This window comes from Arthrobacter sp. 05T420 (genome assembly GCF_056396305.1).
This window is the reverse complement of record NZ_JBFTLG010000016.1, coordinates 34,676-49,774: the sequence shown is the minus strand read 5'-3', so window position 1 is coordinate 49,774 and position 15,099 is coordinate 34,676. Positions and strand designations below refer to the sequence as shown.

Sequence of the window (15,099 nt, the reverse complement as noted above, 5' to 3'; positions counted from 1 at the left end):
ACACCGTAATGGGAGCCACTGACATTTAACGCCGGCGTCAGAGTTGCAGGCTAAGTCCGTCAGCCAGGATCTGCCTGATCCCGAACTTTCCTACGGCGAACATCCGCGGATTGTCGTCGGAGTTGCTCAGCATCGCGGTGGACAGGAGGAGGGCCCAACCGCGCGCCCTCATCCAGATGTCCCCGTCCACCGCGGAGCCAAAGGCGCCCATGAAGCGGCGGCGGCTGCCGGCGTCGAACATCAGCCACGCCACCGCAAGATCGACAGCCGGGTCCCCTGCCCCGACGTCGCCGAAATCGATGACGCCCGCCAGGGAGCCGTCGTCCCCAAGCAGAATGTTGCCGGGGTGGAGGTCCCCGTGGAGCATCATCGCCGGACCATCCCAGGCTCTGGCGGCACAGGCCTGCGCCCACACTGCCCTCAGCGCTGCCGCCTGCGGGTAGCGTTCGTGGTCCCCGAGCCGTTCCACCAGCACAGCGTCACGCTCTGTCAGCGGCACACCCCGGAAAGGGTTCACCGGGACGCCGGTTTCGGCCGGCACGTGAAGGGACAGCAGGAAATCGGCCAGGCCTTTAGCAGCCGGCCCTCGGCCTGCCGGGCCGACGTCGGCCGCAGCAGCTCCCGGGACCCACCGCACGATGCTCCACGGCCATGGAAACTCCGACGTCGGCCTGCCGGCATGGACGGGGACAGGAACCGCAACCGGGGAGCGGCGAGCTATGTCGGGAAGGTAGCGCTGCTCATGCAGTACCAGCGGAACGGCCTCCGCCCTGCGCGGCAGCCGGACGGCCAGGCCGTCACCGAGCCGGAAGGTCGCGTTGTCCCACCCGTTCGCAACCCGCGCTATCGGACAATCGCCGAGGTCGGGCCGCTGGTCCCAGACGAGGCGTTGGACCACCGCGCTGCTCACGTCCACCGTGGCCGGCGGCATTCGTGCCATTCAGAAATCCGCCTTCCTTGTGCCTGCAAGGCAGTCCGATCCTTGCCCTTGTCCGAATATAGTTCAAGGCCCCAAGAGGGGACGGCGCGGACGGGGACAGGGCGCGGAACGACGTCACGGAAGCGGACGACGGCGGGACGTCCCGCCGTCGTCGTGGGACAGCATGAAGTTGCGGCTAGCTCATCCGGCGGCCGGACAAGTCAGCGGTCAGCCCGCGCCCTGGCCCTCGCGGCCCACCTCTTCCAGAATCCTGGCGGTCGGCGCTGCCGTCATCAGCTGCCCTATCACCTCGGGTTTGTCCCACACCTGGCTGCGCAACTTGTCCAGAAAGCCGGTCGCGGCGTCCTTGGTGTCGAAGTCAAGGAGCACGGCCACGCTGTTCTGGTCCTCGGTATCCCGGAACAAGCGGACGGACCGGGCGCCCGAGGCGGCGCGGCCTGCGGGATCGGTGTCGAAGACTTTCTTGAATGCGTCGTAGTCCCGGACCGGGTAGCTAATCTGCAGGGTGAACATCGTCGTTCCTTTCCCTCGGGCTGATGGCAGGGACCACGATAGGCCGTCCAGCGTTTTCCCGGTAGGGCCGGACGGTGGGCTTGATCGGGCGCAGGTCCGGGCTGCCACAACCGTCCCGTGGGGACCGGCGGGCTGCTCAGGCACCTCCGAGCGTTGCAAGGAGGTTCTTCAGGGCAGTCTGTTCGGTCGCCGGCTTGGGGTTGGGCGAGCGGACAGCGGACAGGACGGGATCGATCTGCTTGTCGATGTAGGTCCACGCGGTGCAGTCGGCAGCGTTCAGCGCAGATTGGTTGTCATCCCAGGCGGTCTCGAGATCGGTAACCCGGGCCGCGGCTGCGGCCTGGTCGCCCTTCTTGACGAACGCGAGGGTGTCGGAGGTGATGGTTCGGAACTCGGCCATGTTCGAGGCAGGGAAGTTTGCCTGCGCCGCCGCTTGGGCCTCGGGCTGGGTCGGCGCGGCGGAGCCGGCCTGGCAGGTTGCTGCAGGGCCTTCGTCGGCAAGAGCGCTCTTGTGCGGGAGGCTGCTGGTGTAGGCGAGGAGCATGATGGTGGCGACCGCGACACCTGCCAGGATTCCCAACGCGGTCCGACGACGTCCGGGGGGCGCCGCAGGCGCTGTCTTGCCCGAGGTGCGTTCGGCCGTGTCGGTTTTACTGATTGAGAGATATACGACCGTGGCGAGGATGGCCAAGAGGAAGATGATGCTCGTGGTGAGCGTTCCCAGGCCCAGGCCGCCCTCGGGGGCTGTGAGACTGAGCCAGTCTCCGATATTCGCTCCCAGGGGACGGGTGAGGATGTAGGCAATCCAGAAGGCGAGTACCGGGTTGGCCCCGAATCGCCAGAGGGCGGTGACGATGCCGATGAGGATGAGGGGCAGCAGAATCGACGCGCCGGGTCCCCATCCGGTGAGATCGAGCGTCCAGTCGCCCAGGGCCGTGCCGAGGGCGAAAGTCACGAGGACAGCTAGCCAGTAGAACGCTTCGCGGGGCCTGGTGGTGATGCTGTGGATGGAGAGGGTCCGTTCTTTGACGAACCAGATGGTGAAGACCACAGCCAGCATCCCTGAGAATACGCTGGCGCTGATCCAGAGTGGCACGCCTGCCTGGTCTGTGAGCAGGTCGGTGTAGAGCGTTCCGGTAATACTCAGCAGAACCACCGTGAGCCAGTACGCGTCCGGGCGGTAGCCTCGGAGCCTCATCTGCACAGCAAGTACGACGGCGGTCACTCCGGTGAAGATGACAGCTGTTTCAACCAGACCTACTCCCAGGGCTACGTTGATGAAGTCGGCGAAGCTCTCGCCGACCGTCGTGCAGAGGACTTTGATGATCCAGAACCAGATCGTGATCTCAGGAACCTTGCTCAGCAGCTTGGTTGGGGGCGGCGATGTCATCTCTCGGGTGCTCATGAACTGCACCCTTCCATTCGATGCTCCGGTGAAACTGCGAAAAAAGGTGCCCTGTCTGAGAATCCTCACAGACACGTCGATGGACACCGTGGCGCCAACGCGGTGCCCGTTTCGGCGAGAATGGCTCCATGGCTGAACCTTGTGACCGTCCCGTACGAGTGCTGGTCGTCGAAGACGACACTGAACTTGGGCCCCTCCTCGCCCGCGGCCTCGGCGACGAAGGTTACGACGCACGCTGGATCGAAGACGGCCTGACAGCCCTGATCTCAGCACAGGAAACGGACTACGGCGTCGCGATAATCGATGTGATGCTGCCGGGGATGTCCGGATTCGAACTCTGCCGCCGATTGCGCGAGGCGTCTCCCGCGCTCATCATCCTGATGCTCACGGCCCGGGACGACGTCAGCGACCGCGTGCGAGGGCTGGACTCCGGCGCCGATGACTACCTCACCAAACCCTTCGCTTTCAACGAGCTCGCAGCGCGTCTGCGGGCGCTCCGTCGCCGGGAGAGTCTGGCGCTCAGTCCCCGGATCGAGGTCGGAGAGCTGATCATCGACGGCCACAACCACCTCGTCCGAGCGGGCGGGAAGATGGTTCCGCTGAGCCCCAAGGAATTCGCGCTGCTGCGATTTTTGGCCCAACACGTCGATGAGACAGTGTCCCGGGAGAGGATTCTGTCGGAGATCTGGGGAAAGCTTCAGCACGCAGATTCGAATATCGTCGATCAGTACATCAGCTACCTCCGCCGCAAACTCGATCCCCTCCCGACCGGGGTGAGCCTGCGCACCGAACGAGGAATCGGTTTCCAGCTTGCGCGCGAGCCGTGAAGGCGGTTTCCAGGCTTTCCATCCGTACCCGGATCACGATGGGCACGCTGCTGCTGGCCGCCCTGTTCTTCGGTACCGTTGGCCTCGTTGTGCGGCAGCAGGTCGAGGGCATTATGCAAAACGCCGCTTTCGAAGTACTCCAAAGCGACGCCACCCAGTTCGAAACGGCCATTGAGCAGGAGCCGAACGAACCTCGCGACCATCCCGGCGAAGGTCAGCTCGTCGCAGTCATCGATCCTGCCGGAACCAGCCAGGTTTCGACGCTGCCGGCCGCCATCACCTCGAATATGGCACTTATCAACCGAGCCAGCACCGGCCCGCAGCAGCTCGTCGCGGGTGAGGCCACCTACTTGGTCGCCGTCGAGACCGTCCCGACCGGCGCCGGAAACTGGACCATCATCTCGGCCCGCAACCAGCAGGAATCTGATCTCGTCCTCAACAACCTCACAACGGGGGTGACCTTAGGCCTGGGCGCCCTCACGCTTCTGTTCGGCGCTGCCTCGTGGCTTCTTACAGGAGCTGCGCTCCGCCCGGTCACGCAACTGCGCCGAAGCGCGGAAGCGATCGTCGCGGCCGGCGCCGAAGACTTGCTGCCCGTGGGTCCGGCACGGGATGAGATCACCGGCCTCGCCGCGACCCTAAACCGGCTCATCACGACCCTCCGGGCTTCGGCCTCCCGGGAACGGCAGCTTGTCTCGGACGCCAGCCATGAACTACGCACCCCACTGGCCGTTCTGCAGGCGCAACTTGAGCTGCTCCGCACCGGCGACCGCAGCAGCATTGACTCCGATATCCTCGGCGCCGAGCGCGCAACCACCCGGCTCTCCGAACTCGTTGAAAGCCTGCTGGAACTCTCGCGCCTGGATGCCGGACGCCCGCCAACGTCGGCCACCGTCGTGGGCGACCTCGTCGATGAGGCCGGGGAAGCCATCGATCGGGCGCGGCTCCGCGCCATGGGCGAGGACGTCGAGATCGAACTGATCACACCTGACCACGCAAACGGCGCCGTACCGACGCCGATGCCGGCTCTTCTCTACGGGAGGGTGCTCGATAATCTGCTCTCGAATGCCCTCCGCGCCGTCGACGGGAAAGGAAAGATCACCGCCACCATCAGGCAGGAACACTCCCACATCATCACCGTCATCACCGACACCGGCCCTGGCATCGACCCGGAGTTCCTTCCCCACGCCTTCGATCGGTTCTCGCGGGACGAGAGCGTGCGCGGCACCGCGACCGGCTCGGGATTGGGTCTGGCAATCGTCGCGGCCGCCGCAGAATCAGTCCACGGCACCGTCACCCTCGAGAATGCAGCTACCTCCGGCCTTATCGTGAGACTCGAGATCCCCGTCCCCCAGGAACGCCCGGCGCAGTAGGTTCACACCGGGCGGACGACGGCGGAACGTCCCGCCGTCGTCCGCGTACATTGGGTGCCGCTCCGCTTTTGAATTCAGATGTTGACCGAGCCGAGCTGGCCCGGTCGGCCGAAGGTCTGAGGCATCGCACGAGATGCCTCCCGCAGGGTTTGCTGGAAGCCGAGCATGGCTGGCGTCGACGTGCGCCCTTTAAGCTGTCCGAGCAGAATCCGGCGGACCGGGACGGGAATCCGCGGATCGAGCGGAACAAGCCTGACGTCGTCCCGCAGATTTGTGAGCGATAGCCGGGGGGCTAGGGCCACGCCGAGTCCTGCCGCCACCATTGCCTGAGCTTCCTGATAGTCGTGGGCGTCATAGGAGATGTCTGGAGCGAACCCTGCCGCGTGGCAGCTTCTGGTCAACACGTCCGCCACGGGGTGCCCGTCCGCACGGATGATCCACCGGGCCGCAGCGAGGGAGCTGAGATCCACCGGGCCGCTGCGCCCCACGTCACTGCTCCCCGCTACGACTAGGACGGTGGGATCGTCCACGAGCTTTTCGGTGTCGATTTCCGGGTCCGTGAATGGGCTCCAGTCGTATTCCCAAAGGAGGGCCAGCTCCACCTCGCGCATCAGCAGCAGTTCGCGCAGGGGGTCCCTCAATGCGCTCTTAACTGACACGGAAACGGCCGGATGCTCCCTGGCGAACTGGGTCAGAACCAACGGCAGAATGGAGGCGGAGGCCGTGGGGAAGGACCCGATCCGCAGGCTGCCGGCTCGCAGCCCACTCAGTGCGTCAAGATCGGACTGGGCGCCGGCCAGCTCCCGCCGGATGGACCGAGCCCTGGCCACCAGGGCAGCACCCGCGTCCGTTAGAACCACGCCGCGGGCATGCCGTTCGAACAGGGTCTGCCCAGCCTCGGTCTCGAGTCGGCGCATTTGCTGGGAGACCGCGGACGTCGTGTACATCATCGCCTCGGCGGCCGCGGTCAGGGATCCATACTCGGCAATTTCTGCCAGCAGGAAAAGGCGGCGAACATCAAGCTCCATGACAAGAGTGTAGTTGAAGTTAAGCCACATAAAGAAAATGAACATTGTGCTCAACGCTGCAGGAGCCGAAAGTAGATATGACCGAGGCCACACAGGCGCCGTGGACGGCCCGGACCACAACTACTTTCGAATCGAGAATCCATTGAGAATCCCAGCAACCCTGGTCAGGGGCGGAACCAGCAAATGCTGGCTGTTCGACGGCCAGGACGTCCCGGCGTCGAGGGACCGGGTCGAGGCCCTCCTCATTGACACTTTCAACGCCTCCGACCCCCGCCAGATCGACGGTGTCGGCGGGGCCACGTCCACCACCTCCAAGGCGGCCATCGTTTCGGCCGCCTCCGATGACGACGTTGATGTTGACTACCTCTTCGCGCAGGTCGGGATCGGCGACGGCCGCGTCGAATGGGGCAGCAACTGCGGCAACTGCGCGACGGCGATTGCCCTCTACGCGGTGAGCCACGGTTTTGTGCGGACCACACCGGGAACCACCCTCGTCCGCATGCGCAACCTGAATACCGGCACACGGCTCGAAGCCGACGTCGCCACACCGGACGGAAAGCTGCCAGTCTTTGGCGAGGCGCAAGTCCCTGGCACCCTGGCCACAGGGGTGCCCGTCACCCTGGCCTTCCTCGACCCCGCAGGCGGCAGCACCGGCTCTGCGCTGCCCACGCGGCACGCACGCGAAGAACTTTCCGTGGACGGCCGAAACTATCTGGTCTCCATGATCGACGCCGGAGCACCGATGGTTCTGGTGGCGGCCGAATCCCTGGGCCTCACCGGAACCGAGAGCCTGGCCGAACTCTCAGAGTTCGTGCCCCTGCTCACCGAAATCCGAAGCGCTGCCGCCTTGCGCATGGGGCTCAGGGCCGCCGGCTCCCCGGTTGACCATGCGGTGCCCAAGGTGGGGATCGTCGGCCCCGCGGCGGACTTCTTCACCACCAGTGGCCAGCACATCAGCGGCTCGGCCTACGACGTCTCGATCCGGACTCTGTCCATGCACGCCCCCCACCCGGCAATCGGGCTGACGTCCGCCGTCGGCATCGCCACCGCTGCCATCACCGCGGGCACTGTAGTCAACGCCGCCTTGGCCGACGGCGCGATTCAGACCGCTCCCGACGCCATGACCCACCTCCGGATCGGCACCGCGGCCGGCATCATCGCCACCGTCGCCACCATCGACCCGTTCGGGCGACCTGCCCGGATCGGACTCGAACGGGCCGCCCGCGTCATCAGCGAATCCATCATCTTTACCCGCGCGACCGCCACCGTGCGGGCCAGCGCCTAACTACGCACAAATAGACCTGACAAAGGAGTCGGACAATGAAAGTCACTTTGGAGAACATCGACCTGAAATACGGCGATACCTACGCTGTCCAAGGCGTCAACGCCGAAATCGAGGACGGACATTCCCTGGTGCTGCTGGGCAAGTCTGGCTGCGGCAAGACCAGCACCATGCGCTGCATCGCCGGACTGGAAACCCCTATCCGCGGCAGAATCACCATCGGGGACCAGGTGGTGTTCGACAGCGAAAAGAACATCAATGTTCCCTCCCACAAACGCAACGTGGGAATGGTGTTCCAGTCCTACGCCGTGTGGCCACATCGAACCATCTTCGAGAATGTCGCCTTCCCGCTCCAAATGAAGAAACTGGGCAGAAAGGAAATTGCAGAGCGCGTCGATGAGGCACTCCACCTGGTGGGTCTGGACGGGTTCCAGAAACGCGGCGCCAGCCTCCTCTCCGGCGGCCAGATGCAGCGAGTGGCCTTGGCCCGAAGCCTGGTGATGCGCCCCAGCGTCCTGCTGCTGGACGAGCCCCTCTCCAACCTGGACGCCCGGCTCCGGGACCGCCTGCGGATCGAACTCCGCGCACTGCAGCAGAAGCTGAACCTGACCTGCGTCTACGTCACCCACGACCAGGGCGAAGCCCTTGCCCTCGCGGACCGGATCGCCCTCATGCAGAACGGCAGGCTCGCCCAGGTGGGAAGCCCCGGCGAAATCTACGAAAACCCGGCCAGCGCCTCAATCGCGGACTTTCTGGGTGTCACCAACATCTTCCCGGTGCTCAAGAACGGCCACCCCGGAACGTACAAGATGGCGGAGCACAGCCTCGAACTGTCCACCGTCGAGTACACGCTGGACGGCGACGCCGTCAAGGCCTGCATCCGCCCGGAGGACGTCATTGTCTCCGCTCAACGGCCAGACGCTGACTCCAACAACTGGGCCGGTGAGGTCTCGGTGGCCAGCTACCAGGGCTCAAACGTGCGCTACCTGATCGAGCTCGACGGCGGCCCCGCCATCGAGGCCCTCGTTTCCCGTCGGGACGGCGCGCCAGCCGAAAAAGGCAACAGGGTCTGGGTCACAGCGAGCCCGTCCGACATCCAGGTCCTGCCCGCCGAGGTGGCCTGATGTCCGCCGCCACCACAGACCTCCGCAAGCGGCCAGATCAGCGGCCGGCCACGCCGCCCCCTGTGAAGCCCGGCCCGCAGCCCCGACGCCGGATGGGCGGCCAGCTCGGCCACCAGTTCAGGAAGTCCATGCCCACGTGGCTGATGCTGGCCCTGCTGACCATCCTGATCCTCATGCCCGTGGCCCTGATCCTTTTCTCGGCATTCAGCAGCTCCACACCCCGGCCGGGTTCGATCGGACTCAGCGGCCTGACGCTGGAGAACTTCAAGGTTCTCTCCTCCCACCAGTCAATGGTCGCACTGACTAATTCCCTGGTGGTGGCAACATCCTCTTCGGTGCTGGCCATGTTCATCGGGGGCACCTTGGCCTTCCTCGCGGCCAGGACCAACATCTGGGGCAAGGCCATCATCTACTTCATCGGCATCGCACCGATGTTCCTGCCCTCGCTGGTGGGCGCACTTGCCTGGTCGCTCCTGGCCGGACCCGCCACGGGCTACCTAAACCTGCTCACCCGCGGCATCGGCCTGGGCAACCTCTTCAATGTCTACACGATGCCTGGCCTGGTCTTCGTTCTGGCGTTGTACTACGCCCCCTATGCGTTCTTGCTCATCCACGGCGCCATGACCCTCATGAACCCTGATCTGGAGGAAGCCGCCAGCGTCCACGGCGGCTCTCTCGGCAAGATCCTGAGCACTGTAACGTTCCCTCTCGTCACACCGGCGATTCTCGGCTCCGGCGTACTGATCTTTGCCCTGACCATGGAAAACTTTCCAGTCGCCCAGATGATCGGCACTCCCGGCCAGATTGAAACGCTTCCCACCTTCATCTACCGCCTGATGAACTCCGCACCTGCCAGGGGCAACGAGGCCGCGGCGGTCGCCGTCGTCCTGACCGTCGTCCTGATCGCCGTCACCGCAATCCAGCAGCGCGTGGTGATGAAAAGGAACTTCACCACTGTTTCCGGCAAGGGCATGAAGCCCCGAATGATGGACATCGGGAAGCTCCGCGGCGTGGGCCTGACATTCGCTCTGGTGTATTTCGCCCTGGCAATCGTGCTGCCGGTGGTGGCGCTGTTGCTGGCCTCACTGCAATCCTCGCCCTACGTATCCAACCTGGGCCAGCTTTTCGGCGAAGACGCACTTTCCTTCTGGTCGCTCTTTCAGACGCTGCAATCCGCCACATTCCTGGACGCGGCACGGAACAGCGTGCTGGTGGCCGTCTGCGTCGCAGTCCTGGGTGCCGCGCTGGCGTTCTACCTCAGCTACCTCGTGTACCGGACCAAGACCCCCGGCCGGAAGAGCCTGGAGTTCGTGGCAATGCTGCCGCTCGCCATCCCGGCGATCGTCATGGGCCTGGGCCTGCTGTGGACCTGGCTGGTATTGCCGCTTCCCGTGTACGGAACCATCGTTGTGCTGATCATTGCCTTTATCGCGATTTACCTGCCCCAGGGCTACCGGGGCATGTCCGCCAGCATCCTGCAGGTGGACAAGGACCTCGAGGACAGCGCAGTACTTCTTGGCTCCACCAGGGCCCGTGCGGTGTCCTATGTGACACTGCCGCTGATGAAGACCGGCGTGATGTCCACCGTCCTGCTGCTGCTGATGCTGGCGATGCGGGAACTGTCCGCCGCGTTGTTCCTTTTCACCTCCAACACCCGGCTCCTGGCGATTGTGGTCTTTGACAACTACGACAACGGCGCGCTGCGCTCCGCAGCCTCGACGAGCCTGCTCTACATCCTGGTCATCCTGGCCCTGGTGGTCATCGCGAAGGCCTTCGGCGCCCGCGCAACCAACGGAGAAGCACGATGAAAAACATCCTCAAGACGACGACGTCGGTGCTGGCCGCCGCCGCACTCGCGGTCACCGCCGGCGCCTGCAGCGCCCCCAAGACCGTCACCCTGGTCAGCAAGCCCGAGTCCCTCTCCACCGCCTCCGAACTGGTCATCAACGGCCAGACCGTGGCAGACGGCGAGCTGTTCGCCAAGGCCAAAGCCGAGGGGTCCATCAGTCTTTACAGCGGCTATGTGGAAAACAGCGAGAAGGAAGTCATCAAGGCCTTCACGCAAGACACCGGGATCAAAGTGAATCTGGTCCGGCTGGTGCCCAACCGTCTGTTGGAGCGCGTGCTCAGCGAACAGGGCGCCAACAAGCTGGGGGCCGACGTCATCCGCACCTCCGAGTTCTCCTCGGTATCAGCCATGAGCAAGGCCGGCGCTTTCACGCCGCACAAGGTGCCCAACTTCGCCCAGTTGGATGACACGGTGAAGTACGACGGCGGGAAGTTCTACCGTGTCTTCGACCCGGCCTTCACCTTTGCCTACAACACAGCCCTGGTCAGCGAGGCGGACGCCCCAAAGTCCTGGCAGGACCTGCTGGATCCGAGGTGGAAAGGAAAGATCGGCACTACTCAGGTCGGCGCCGGCGGCAGTTCAGCGTCCCTGGTGCGCTTCCAACTCGACGCCCTCGGCGAGGACTACCTCAAGGGATACGCAGCCCAGCAGCCACGGATCTTCGATTCCTCCGGCGCCCAGCAGGAAAGCCTGTCTCGCGGTGAAATCCAAGTGGCCACGGCCGTGGTCAGCAGCGTCAACATTGCGGCAAGCAACAACGCGCCAGTGAAGTTCGTAGTCCCCAAGGAAGGATTCGCGCTCTACGACTACTTCCTGGGCATGACCCCCACGGCTCAGCACCCAGCCGCTGCGCAGCTTTTCATGAACTGGAACCTCAGCAAACGCGGAGCCAGCGTTTTCTCCCAGATCGGCGAATACCCGGCCGACTCGACCGCCCCGGCTCCCAAGGTGATGGATGTCCAGCTACCAGCCATGAACACAGGGCTTCCCCGTCGCGGAACTCCCGAGGATCTGGCCCGCCACGGAAAGGAAGACCAGGCCACCTGGAACCAGGTCTTCGGCTACATCGGCTAAATCCCACAGACTGCAGCGGGGCGGTCAAGGCGATCACCCGGATCGCCGACTCATCGCAACGACGGCCGCCCCGCTGTTTCAAACGCCTCCCTCGCCTCCCTCGCGGAAGCTACTCTCTCAGGAGACCATCATGACTAAGACTGCGCACCGCGCCACTGCCCCGGTGGGCGAGACCCGGGACGACGGTCCCAAGCGTCGCGCCCGTCGCCGTATCCTACTGATGGCGGTGGCCGGTTTCGCGATCCTGGGACTGGCCGCCCTTCTGCTGGGGGGTGACATCTCCAACCCGGCGGCCACCACAAGACCGGAGCCGACCATGACCGCCATCCAGATCATCCCGCTCGTCATCCTCGTCTTAATGTTCGTCGTCGCCACAAAATGGCCGCTGAACATCGGGGTGATGGGGCTGGTCGCATCCTTCGGCGTCGGCTACTTCATGCTCGGAATGACCGACAGGGAGATCCTTAACGAGTTCCCTGCCAGCATCGTTGTGACGATCATCGGCGTCACCTACTTCTTCAGCATGGCCCAGAGAAACGGCACCATCGAAATCATCGTCCAGGCCTGCGTGCGCCTCGTCAGGGGCAAGACGCTGCTGCTGCCCTGGGTGTTCTTCCTGCTCGCTGCCGCACTCACGGCCCTGGGCACTTTCTCCCCCGCCGCCGTCGCGCTCCTGGCACCGGCGGCCATCACCTTCGCCTACGAGTCGCGCATCCATCCCGTGCTCATGGGGGCATTCATCATCAATGGAGCCCACGCCGGCGGTTTTTCTCCGTTGTCCGTGGCCGGCGTGCTGGTACACGACATCGCACTGCAAAACGGGTTTCCCATCTCTCAAGGTGCACTCTTCACCGCCAGCTTCGCCCTCAACCTCATCCTCACCGTACTGACCATCGTCGTGTTCGCCCTTCTGGGCAGGCTGCGCGACGGTAAGAGCGGCCAGCATGTCGATCTCGACACTGCCCGTACCGGCCGTCCCCACGGCCAGCAGGTCCTCACGCTCACGCTGATCGCCGTGATGCTTGTGTGCACCCTGGGATTCCACATGCCGATCGGATTTGTGGCCCTCAGCGCCGGCCTCCTGCTGGCACTCGTCAACATCAAGGAACACCGAACGTTCATCGGCGGCATCTCCTGGTCCACGGTCCTGCTGGTGGCCGGCATGATCACCTACGTCTCCCTGCTCCAGCACGTGGGCGTCATCGACACACTTGCCGAGCAAGCCCTGGCCTTGGGGGCACCGCTGCTGGTGGCACTCGTCCTCTGTTACGTGATTGGCGTCGGCTCAGCCTTCGCCTCCTCCACGGCTTTGCTGACCGCATTCATCCCGCTTGCCGGTCCGCTGCTGGCCACAAGTTCGCTGAGCGCCTCCGGAACGGTAGCGGCACTGGCCATCGCTGCCACCGTCGTGGATGTCTCACCGTTCTCCACCGACGGTGCGCTGGTGGTGGCCAACGCCCACGAGAAGGACCGGCAACGCGTCTACCGCCAGTTGATGATCTACGCCGGGGCAGTCGTGCTTGTCGCCCCAGCGCTGTCCTGGGCCCTGCTCGTACCCACCGGCATCATGTGATCAATCCCGCCGTTGCCTGCTTCCGTTTTGGGCGCCGCTCCCCTACAGCACCGACTAGCCGCCGTCGGAGGCGAGGATGGCGCCGTTGATGTTGGTGCCGTCGTCGCTGAGCAGGAAGGTGATGGAGGCGGCGAGCTGCGCGGCGGTGGCGGGCGTGGGGACGGTCGCCTGCATCAGCGGGCCCAGGCGTTCGGCCGCGAGCTGGGATCCCAGCCCTAATCTCACCCCAGGGCCAGTTTCATCAAATTGGCATAGGGCTGCGCTACGGTTGGCAGCACAGTCAATTCTTAGGGGGACAAATGGAGTTTGCAGAAAAACTTTCGGCTTTGGCAGCAAAGGTGCGCCAACAGCGGGGTGTGATCCAAACGGAAGAGGCAACCAAGAATGCCTTCGTCATGCCTTTCATTTCCACAATTCTTGGCTATGACGTCTTCAATCCCATGGAAGTCGTTCCGGAGTTCATCGCGGATGTTGGGCTCAAGAAGGGCGAGAAGATCGACTATGCGATCGTCAAGGACGGTGAGGTCCAGATCCTGATCGAGTGCAAGAAGTCCACGGAACCGGTGAAAATCGAGCACGCATCCCAGCTCTTCCGGTACTTTGCCGTGACTAACGCTAGGATCGCAATCCTGACGAACGGCGAGGTGTACCAGTTCTTCACAGACCTCGACGCTCCGAACCGCATGGACGCCAAGCCGTTCCTTGTTCTCGACCTGAGCGACATCGACGAATCCCTCATACCCGAGCTTCAAAAACTGTCCAAGGACGTATTTGATCTCGACTCGATCATCAGCGCGGCCGGCGAACTGAAATACATCGGTGAACTCAAGAGGACCCTGGCGGCTCAATTCAAGGAGCCGGAGGACGAATGGGTTAAGTTCCTCACCGGTCGCGTGTATTCGGGTCCCTACACCCAGAAGGTGCGCGAGCAGTTCACCGCGTTGGTGACCAAAGCGTCCAAGCAGTTCCTGAACGACCAGGTCAACGAGCGGCTGAAGAAGGCCCTCGGCGGCGCGGCCTTCCCGCAAAATGAGGACGTGACAGTGGCTGCCACCGTCACCAGCGCACCTGTGGCCGAAGCGGATCTGGCCGAGGCAGACGGCTTGGAGACAACACTGGAGGAAATCGAGGGATATCAGATCGTGCGGGCCATCGTCTGCAGCGAGGTCAAGCCCGCTCGGGTGGTGCAGAGGGACGCAAAGTCCTATTTCGCGGTCCTGCTGGACGACAACAACCGCAAGCCGATCGCGCGCTTGCACTTCAACCGTACCCAGAAGTACATCGGCATTTTCGACGACAACAAAGAAGAGACACGGGTGCCCATTAGCTCGCTGGAAGAGATCTACGAGCACACGGAAGCCCTCCGCGCGAGCGTAAAGAGCTACCTGTGAACGCGACCGCTCCCGACCTCGACCGGCTCCTCATCGCTATCGCGGCTATGCCGACGCCCTGGAAGAAATGGCCCGGCGGTTACAAGCGCATCGATTCGGCATTGGTCGATGCGGTCATGTCGATCCGTTTCCGATACGGGAGGGAACGTCAAGACGGGTCCTGGACGGGAGCCCGGGGCGCCGTTCTGCGATACGAGAAGCACTCGGAGCACGTCGCCGCCTCAGAGCGGATGCGCCACCTGGCGGGACAGGACCCGGTTGCACTCGAAAAGATTCTGAATCGCCAGAAAGTGCATGCCGGAAAGACCAAGGCTTTTGCCATCGTGGAATCTGCAAAGCGCTTCGCTGCCATTGGGGTCACCGAGCCAGCGCACCTGAGTCCCGACGACGCTAATCACAGGACTCAGTACACAGGAGTGTCGGGCCTCGGCCCTGTTACGTGGGAATACTTCACAATGCTTCTGAGCCATGATGGCGTGAAGGCAGACACTTGGATCACTGAGTTCGTGGGGCGCGCGGTCCAGCGACGAGTGAGTTCAAAATTTGCCGCCTCCCTCGTCAAGGCGGCTGCCGAGAAACTCGGCGTTGGGCAGAAAGAACTCGACCACGCCATTTGGAGCTGCGCCAGCACGACAGGTTTGAAGGACATGCCCGAATTACCCTGAGCCTCCGAGGCAGGACGTAACGGACGACGGCGGGGCTTCCCGCCGTCGTCCGCTT

Annotated in this window: 13 protein-coding genes and 1 pseudogene; 9 read left to right on the top strand and 5 right to left on the bottom strand. The window is 63.9% G+C overall.

Annotation, left to right across the window (positions count from 1 at the left end; translation table 11 throughout):
- Positions 1-37: 37 nt before the first annotated feature.
- The 3 genes from AC1DEM_RS15875 to AC1DEM_RS15865 form a co-directional block, all read right to left on the bottom strand.
- Positions 38-940 carry an aminoglycoside phosphotransferase family protein gene (locus tag AC1DEM_RS15875; protein WP_476885262.1) on the bottom strand — a complete coding sequence of 301 codons (903 nt, stop codon included), beginning with the start codon at positions 938-940 and terminating at the stop codon, positions 38-40.
- Between the two features lie 207 nt (positions 941-1,147).
- A complete protein-coding gene (locus AC1DEM_RS15870; RefSeq protein ID WP_476885261.1) occupies positions 1,148-1,453 on the bottom strand; it encodes a hypothetical protein in 306 nt (101 codons plus the stop codon).
- Between the two features lie 136 nt (positions 1,454-1,589).
- Positions 1,590-2,858 (bottom strand): COG4705 family protein, encoded by a 1,269-nt coding sequence (locus AC1DEM_RS15865; RefSeq protein ID WP_476885260.1) that lies wholly within the window; start codon positions 2,856-2,858, stop codon positions 1,590-1,592.
- A gap of 128 nt (positions 2,859-2,986) precedes the next feature.
- Between AC1DEM_RS15865 and AC1DEM_RS15860 the strand changes: the two genes are divergently transcribed.
- Positions 2,987-3,685, top strand: coding sequence for a response regulator transcription factor (locus tag AC1DEM_RS15860; RefSeq protein ID WP_476885259.1), 699 nt, complete (start codon positions 2,987-2,989; stop codon positions 3,683-3,685).
- Positions 3,682-5,058 (top strand): sensor histidine kinase, encoded by a 1,377-nt coding sequence (locus tag AC1DEM_RS15855; RefSeq protein ID WP_476885258.1) that lies wholly within the window; start codon positions 3,682-3,684, stop codon positions 5,056-5,058. Before AC1DEM_RS15860 ends, AC1DEM_RS15855 begins: the two co-directional genes overlap by 4 nt.
- 74 nt (positions 5,059-5,132) lie before the next feature.
- Here the strand turns inward: AC1DEM_RS15855 and AC1DEM_RS15850 are convergent, their stop codons facing one another.
- Positions 5,133-6,086: a LysR family transcriptional regulator gene (locus AC1DEM_RS15850; protein WP_476885257.1), complete on the bottom strand. Its 954-nt coding sequence runs from the start codon at positions 6,084-6,086 to the stop codon at positions 5,133-5,135.
- A 142-nt stretch (positions 6,087-6,228) separates the two neighbouring features.
- Here AC1DEM_RS15850 and AC1DEM_RS15845 point away from each other — a divergent pair, with 142 nt between their 5' ends.
- The 5 genes from AC1DEM_RS15845 (at position 6,229) to AC1DEM_RS15825 (ending at position 12,988) form a co-directional block, all read left to right on the top strand.
- A complete protein-coding gene (locus AC1DEM_RS15845; RefSeq protein ID WP_476885256.1) occupies positions 6,229-7,371 on the top strand; it encodes a PrpF domain-containing protein in 1,143 nt (380 codons plus the stop codon).
- 35 nt (positions 7,372-7,406) lie between these two features.
- Positions 7,407-8,492, top strand: a complete 1,086-nt coding sequence (locus AC1DEM_RS15840; RefSeq protein ID WP_476885255.1) for an ABC transporter ATP-binding protein — start codon at positions 7,407-7,409, stop codon at positions 8,490-8,492.
- On the top strand, positions 8,492-10,300 hold the full coding sequence (locus tag AC1DEM_RS15835) for an ABC transporter permease (RefSeq protein ID WP_476885254.1): 1,809 nt from the start codon (positions 8,492-8,494) through the stop codon (positions 10,298-10,300). The genes AC1DEM_RS15840 and AC1DEM_RS15835 overlap by 1 nt, the downstream gene beginning before the upstream one ends.
- Positions 10,297-11,415, top strand: coding sequence for an ABC transporter substrate-binding protein (locus tag AC1DEM_RS15830; RefSeq protein WP_476885253.1), 1,119 nt, complete (start codon positions 10,297-10,299; stop codon positions 11,413-11,415). Before AC1DEM_RS15835 ends, AC1DEM_RS15830 begins: the two co-directional genes overlap by 4 nt.
- 130 nt (positions 11,416-11,545) lie before the next feature.
- A complete protein-coding gene (locus tag AC1DEM_RS15825) occupies positions 11,546-12,988 on the top strand; it encodes an SLC13 family permease (RefSeq protein ID WP_476885252.1) in 1,443 nt (480 codons plus the stop codon).
- A gap of 54 nt (positions 12,989-13,042) precedes the next feature.
- On the opposite strand, the pseudogene AC1DEM_RS15820 reads toward AC1DEM_RS15825, so the two are convergent.
- Positions 13,043-13,177, bottom strand: a pseudogene (locus AC1DEM_RS15820) (short-chain dehydrogenase); the annotation flags it as partial.
- 110 nt (positions 13,178-13,287) lie between these two features.
- Here AC1DEM_RS15820 and AC1DEM_RS15815 point away from each other — a divergent pair.
- Positions 13,288-14,379 (top strand): type I restriction endonuclease, encoded by a 1,092-nt coding sequence (locus AC1DEM_RS15815; protein WP_476885251.1) that lies wholly within the window; start codon positions 13,288-13,290, stop codon positions 14,377-14,379.
- Positions 14,376-15,044 (top strand): hypothetical protein, encoded by a 669-nt coding sequence (locus AC1DEM_RS15810; protein WP_476885250.1) that lies wholly within the window; start codon positions 14,376-14,378, stop codon positions 15,042-15,044. Before AC1DEM_RS15815 ends, AC1DEM_RS15810 begins: the two co-directional genes overlap by 4 nt.
- Positions 15,045-15,099 lie beyond the last annotated feature (55 nt).

Excerpts from the sequence above, each read along its gene's own strand:
- AC1DEM_RS15875 (WP_476885262.1), bottom strand. The coding sequence starts at position 940 with ATGGCACGAATGCCGCCGGCCACGGTGGACGTGAGCAGCGCGGTGGTC.
- AC1DEM_RS15870 (WP_476885261.1), bottom strand. The coding sequence starts at position 1,453 with ATGTTCACCCTGCAGATTAGCTACCCGGTCCGGGACTACGACGCATTC.
- AC1DEM_RS15865 (WP_476885260.1), bottom strand. The coding sequence starts at position 2,858 with ATGAGCACCCGAGAGATGACATCGCCGCCCCCAACCAAGCTGCTGAGC.
- AC1DEM_RS15860 (WP_476885259.1), top strand. The coding sequence starts at position 2,987 with ATGGCTGAACCTTGTGACCGTCCCGTACGAGTGCTGGTCGTCGAAGAC.
- AC1DEM_RS15850 (WP_476885257.1), bottom strand. The coding sequence starts at position 6,086 with ATGGAGCTTGATGTTCGCCGCCTTTTCCTGCTGGCAGAAATTGCCGAG.
- AC1DEM_RS15840 (WP_476885255.1), top strand. The coding sequence starts at position 7,407 with ATGAAAGTCACTTTGGAGAACATCGACCTGAAATACGGCGATACCTAC.
- AC1DEM_RS15835 (WP_476885254.1), top strand. The coding sequence starts at position 8,492 with ATGTCCGCCGCCACCACAGACCTCCGCAAGCGGCCAGATCAGCGGCCG.
- AC1DEM_RS15830 (WP_476885253.1), top strand. The coding sequence starts at position 10,297 with ATGAAAAACATCCTCAAGACGACGACGTCGGTGCTGGCCGCCGCCGCA.
- AC1DEM_RS15825 (WP_476885252.1), top strand. The coding sequence starts at position 11,546 with ATGACTAAGACTGCGCACCGCGCCACTGCCCCGGTGGGCGAGACCCGG.
- AC1DEM_RS15815 (WP_476885251.1), top strand. The coding sequence starts at position 13,288 with ATGGAGTTTGCAGAAAAACTTTCGGCTTTGGCAGCAAAGGTGCGCCAA.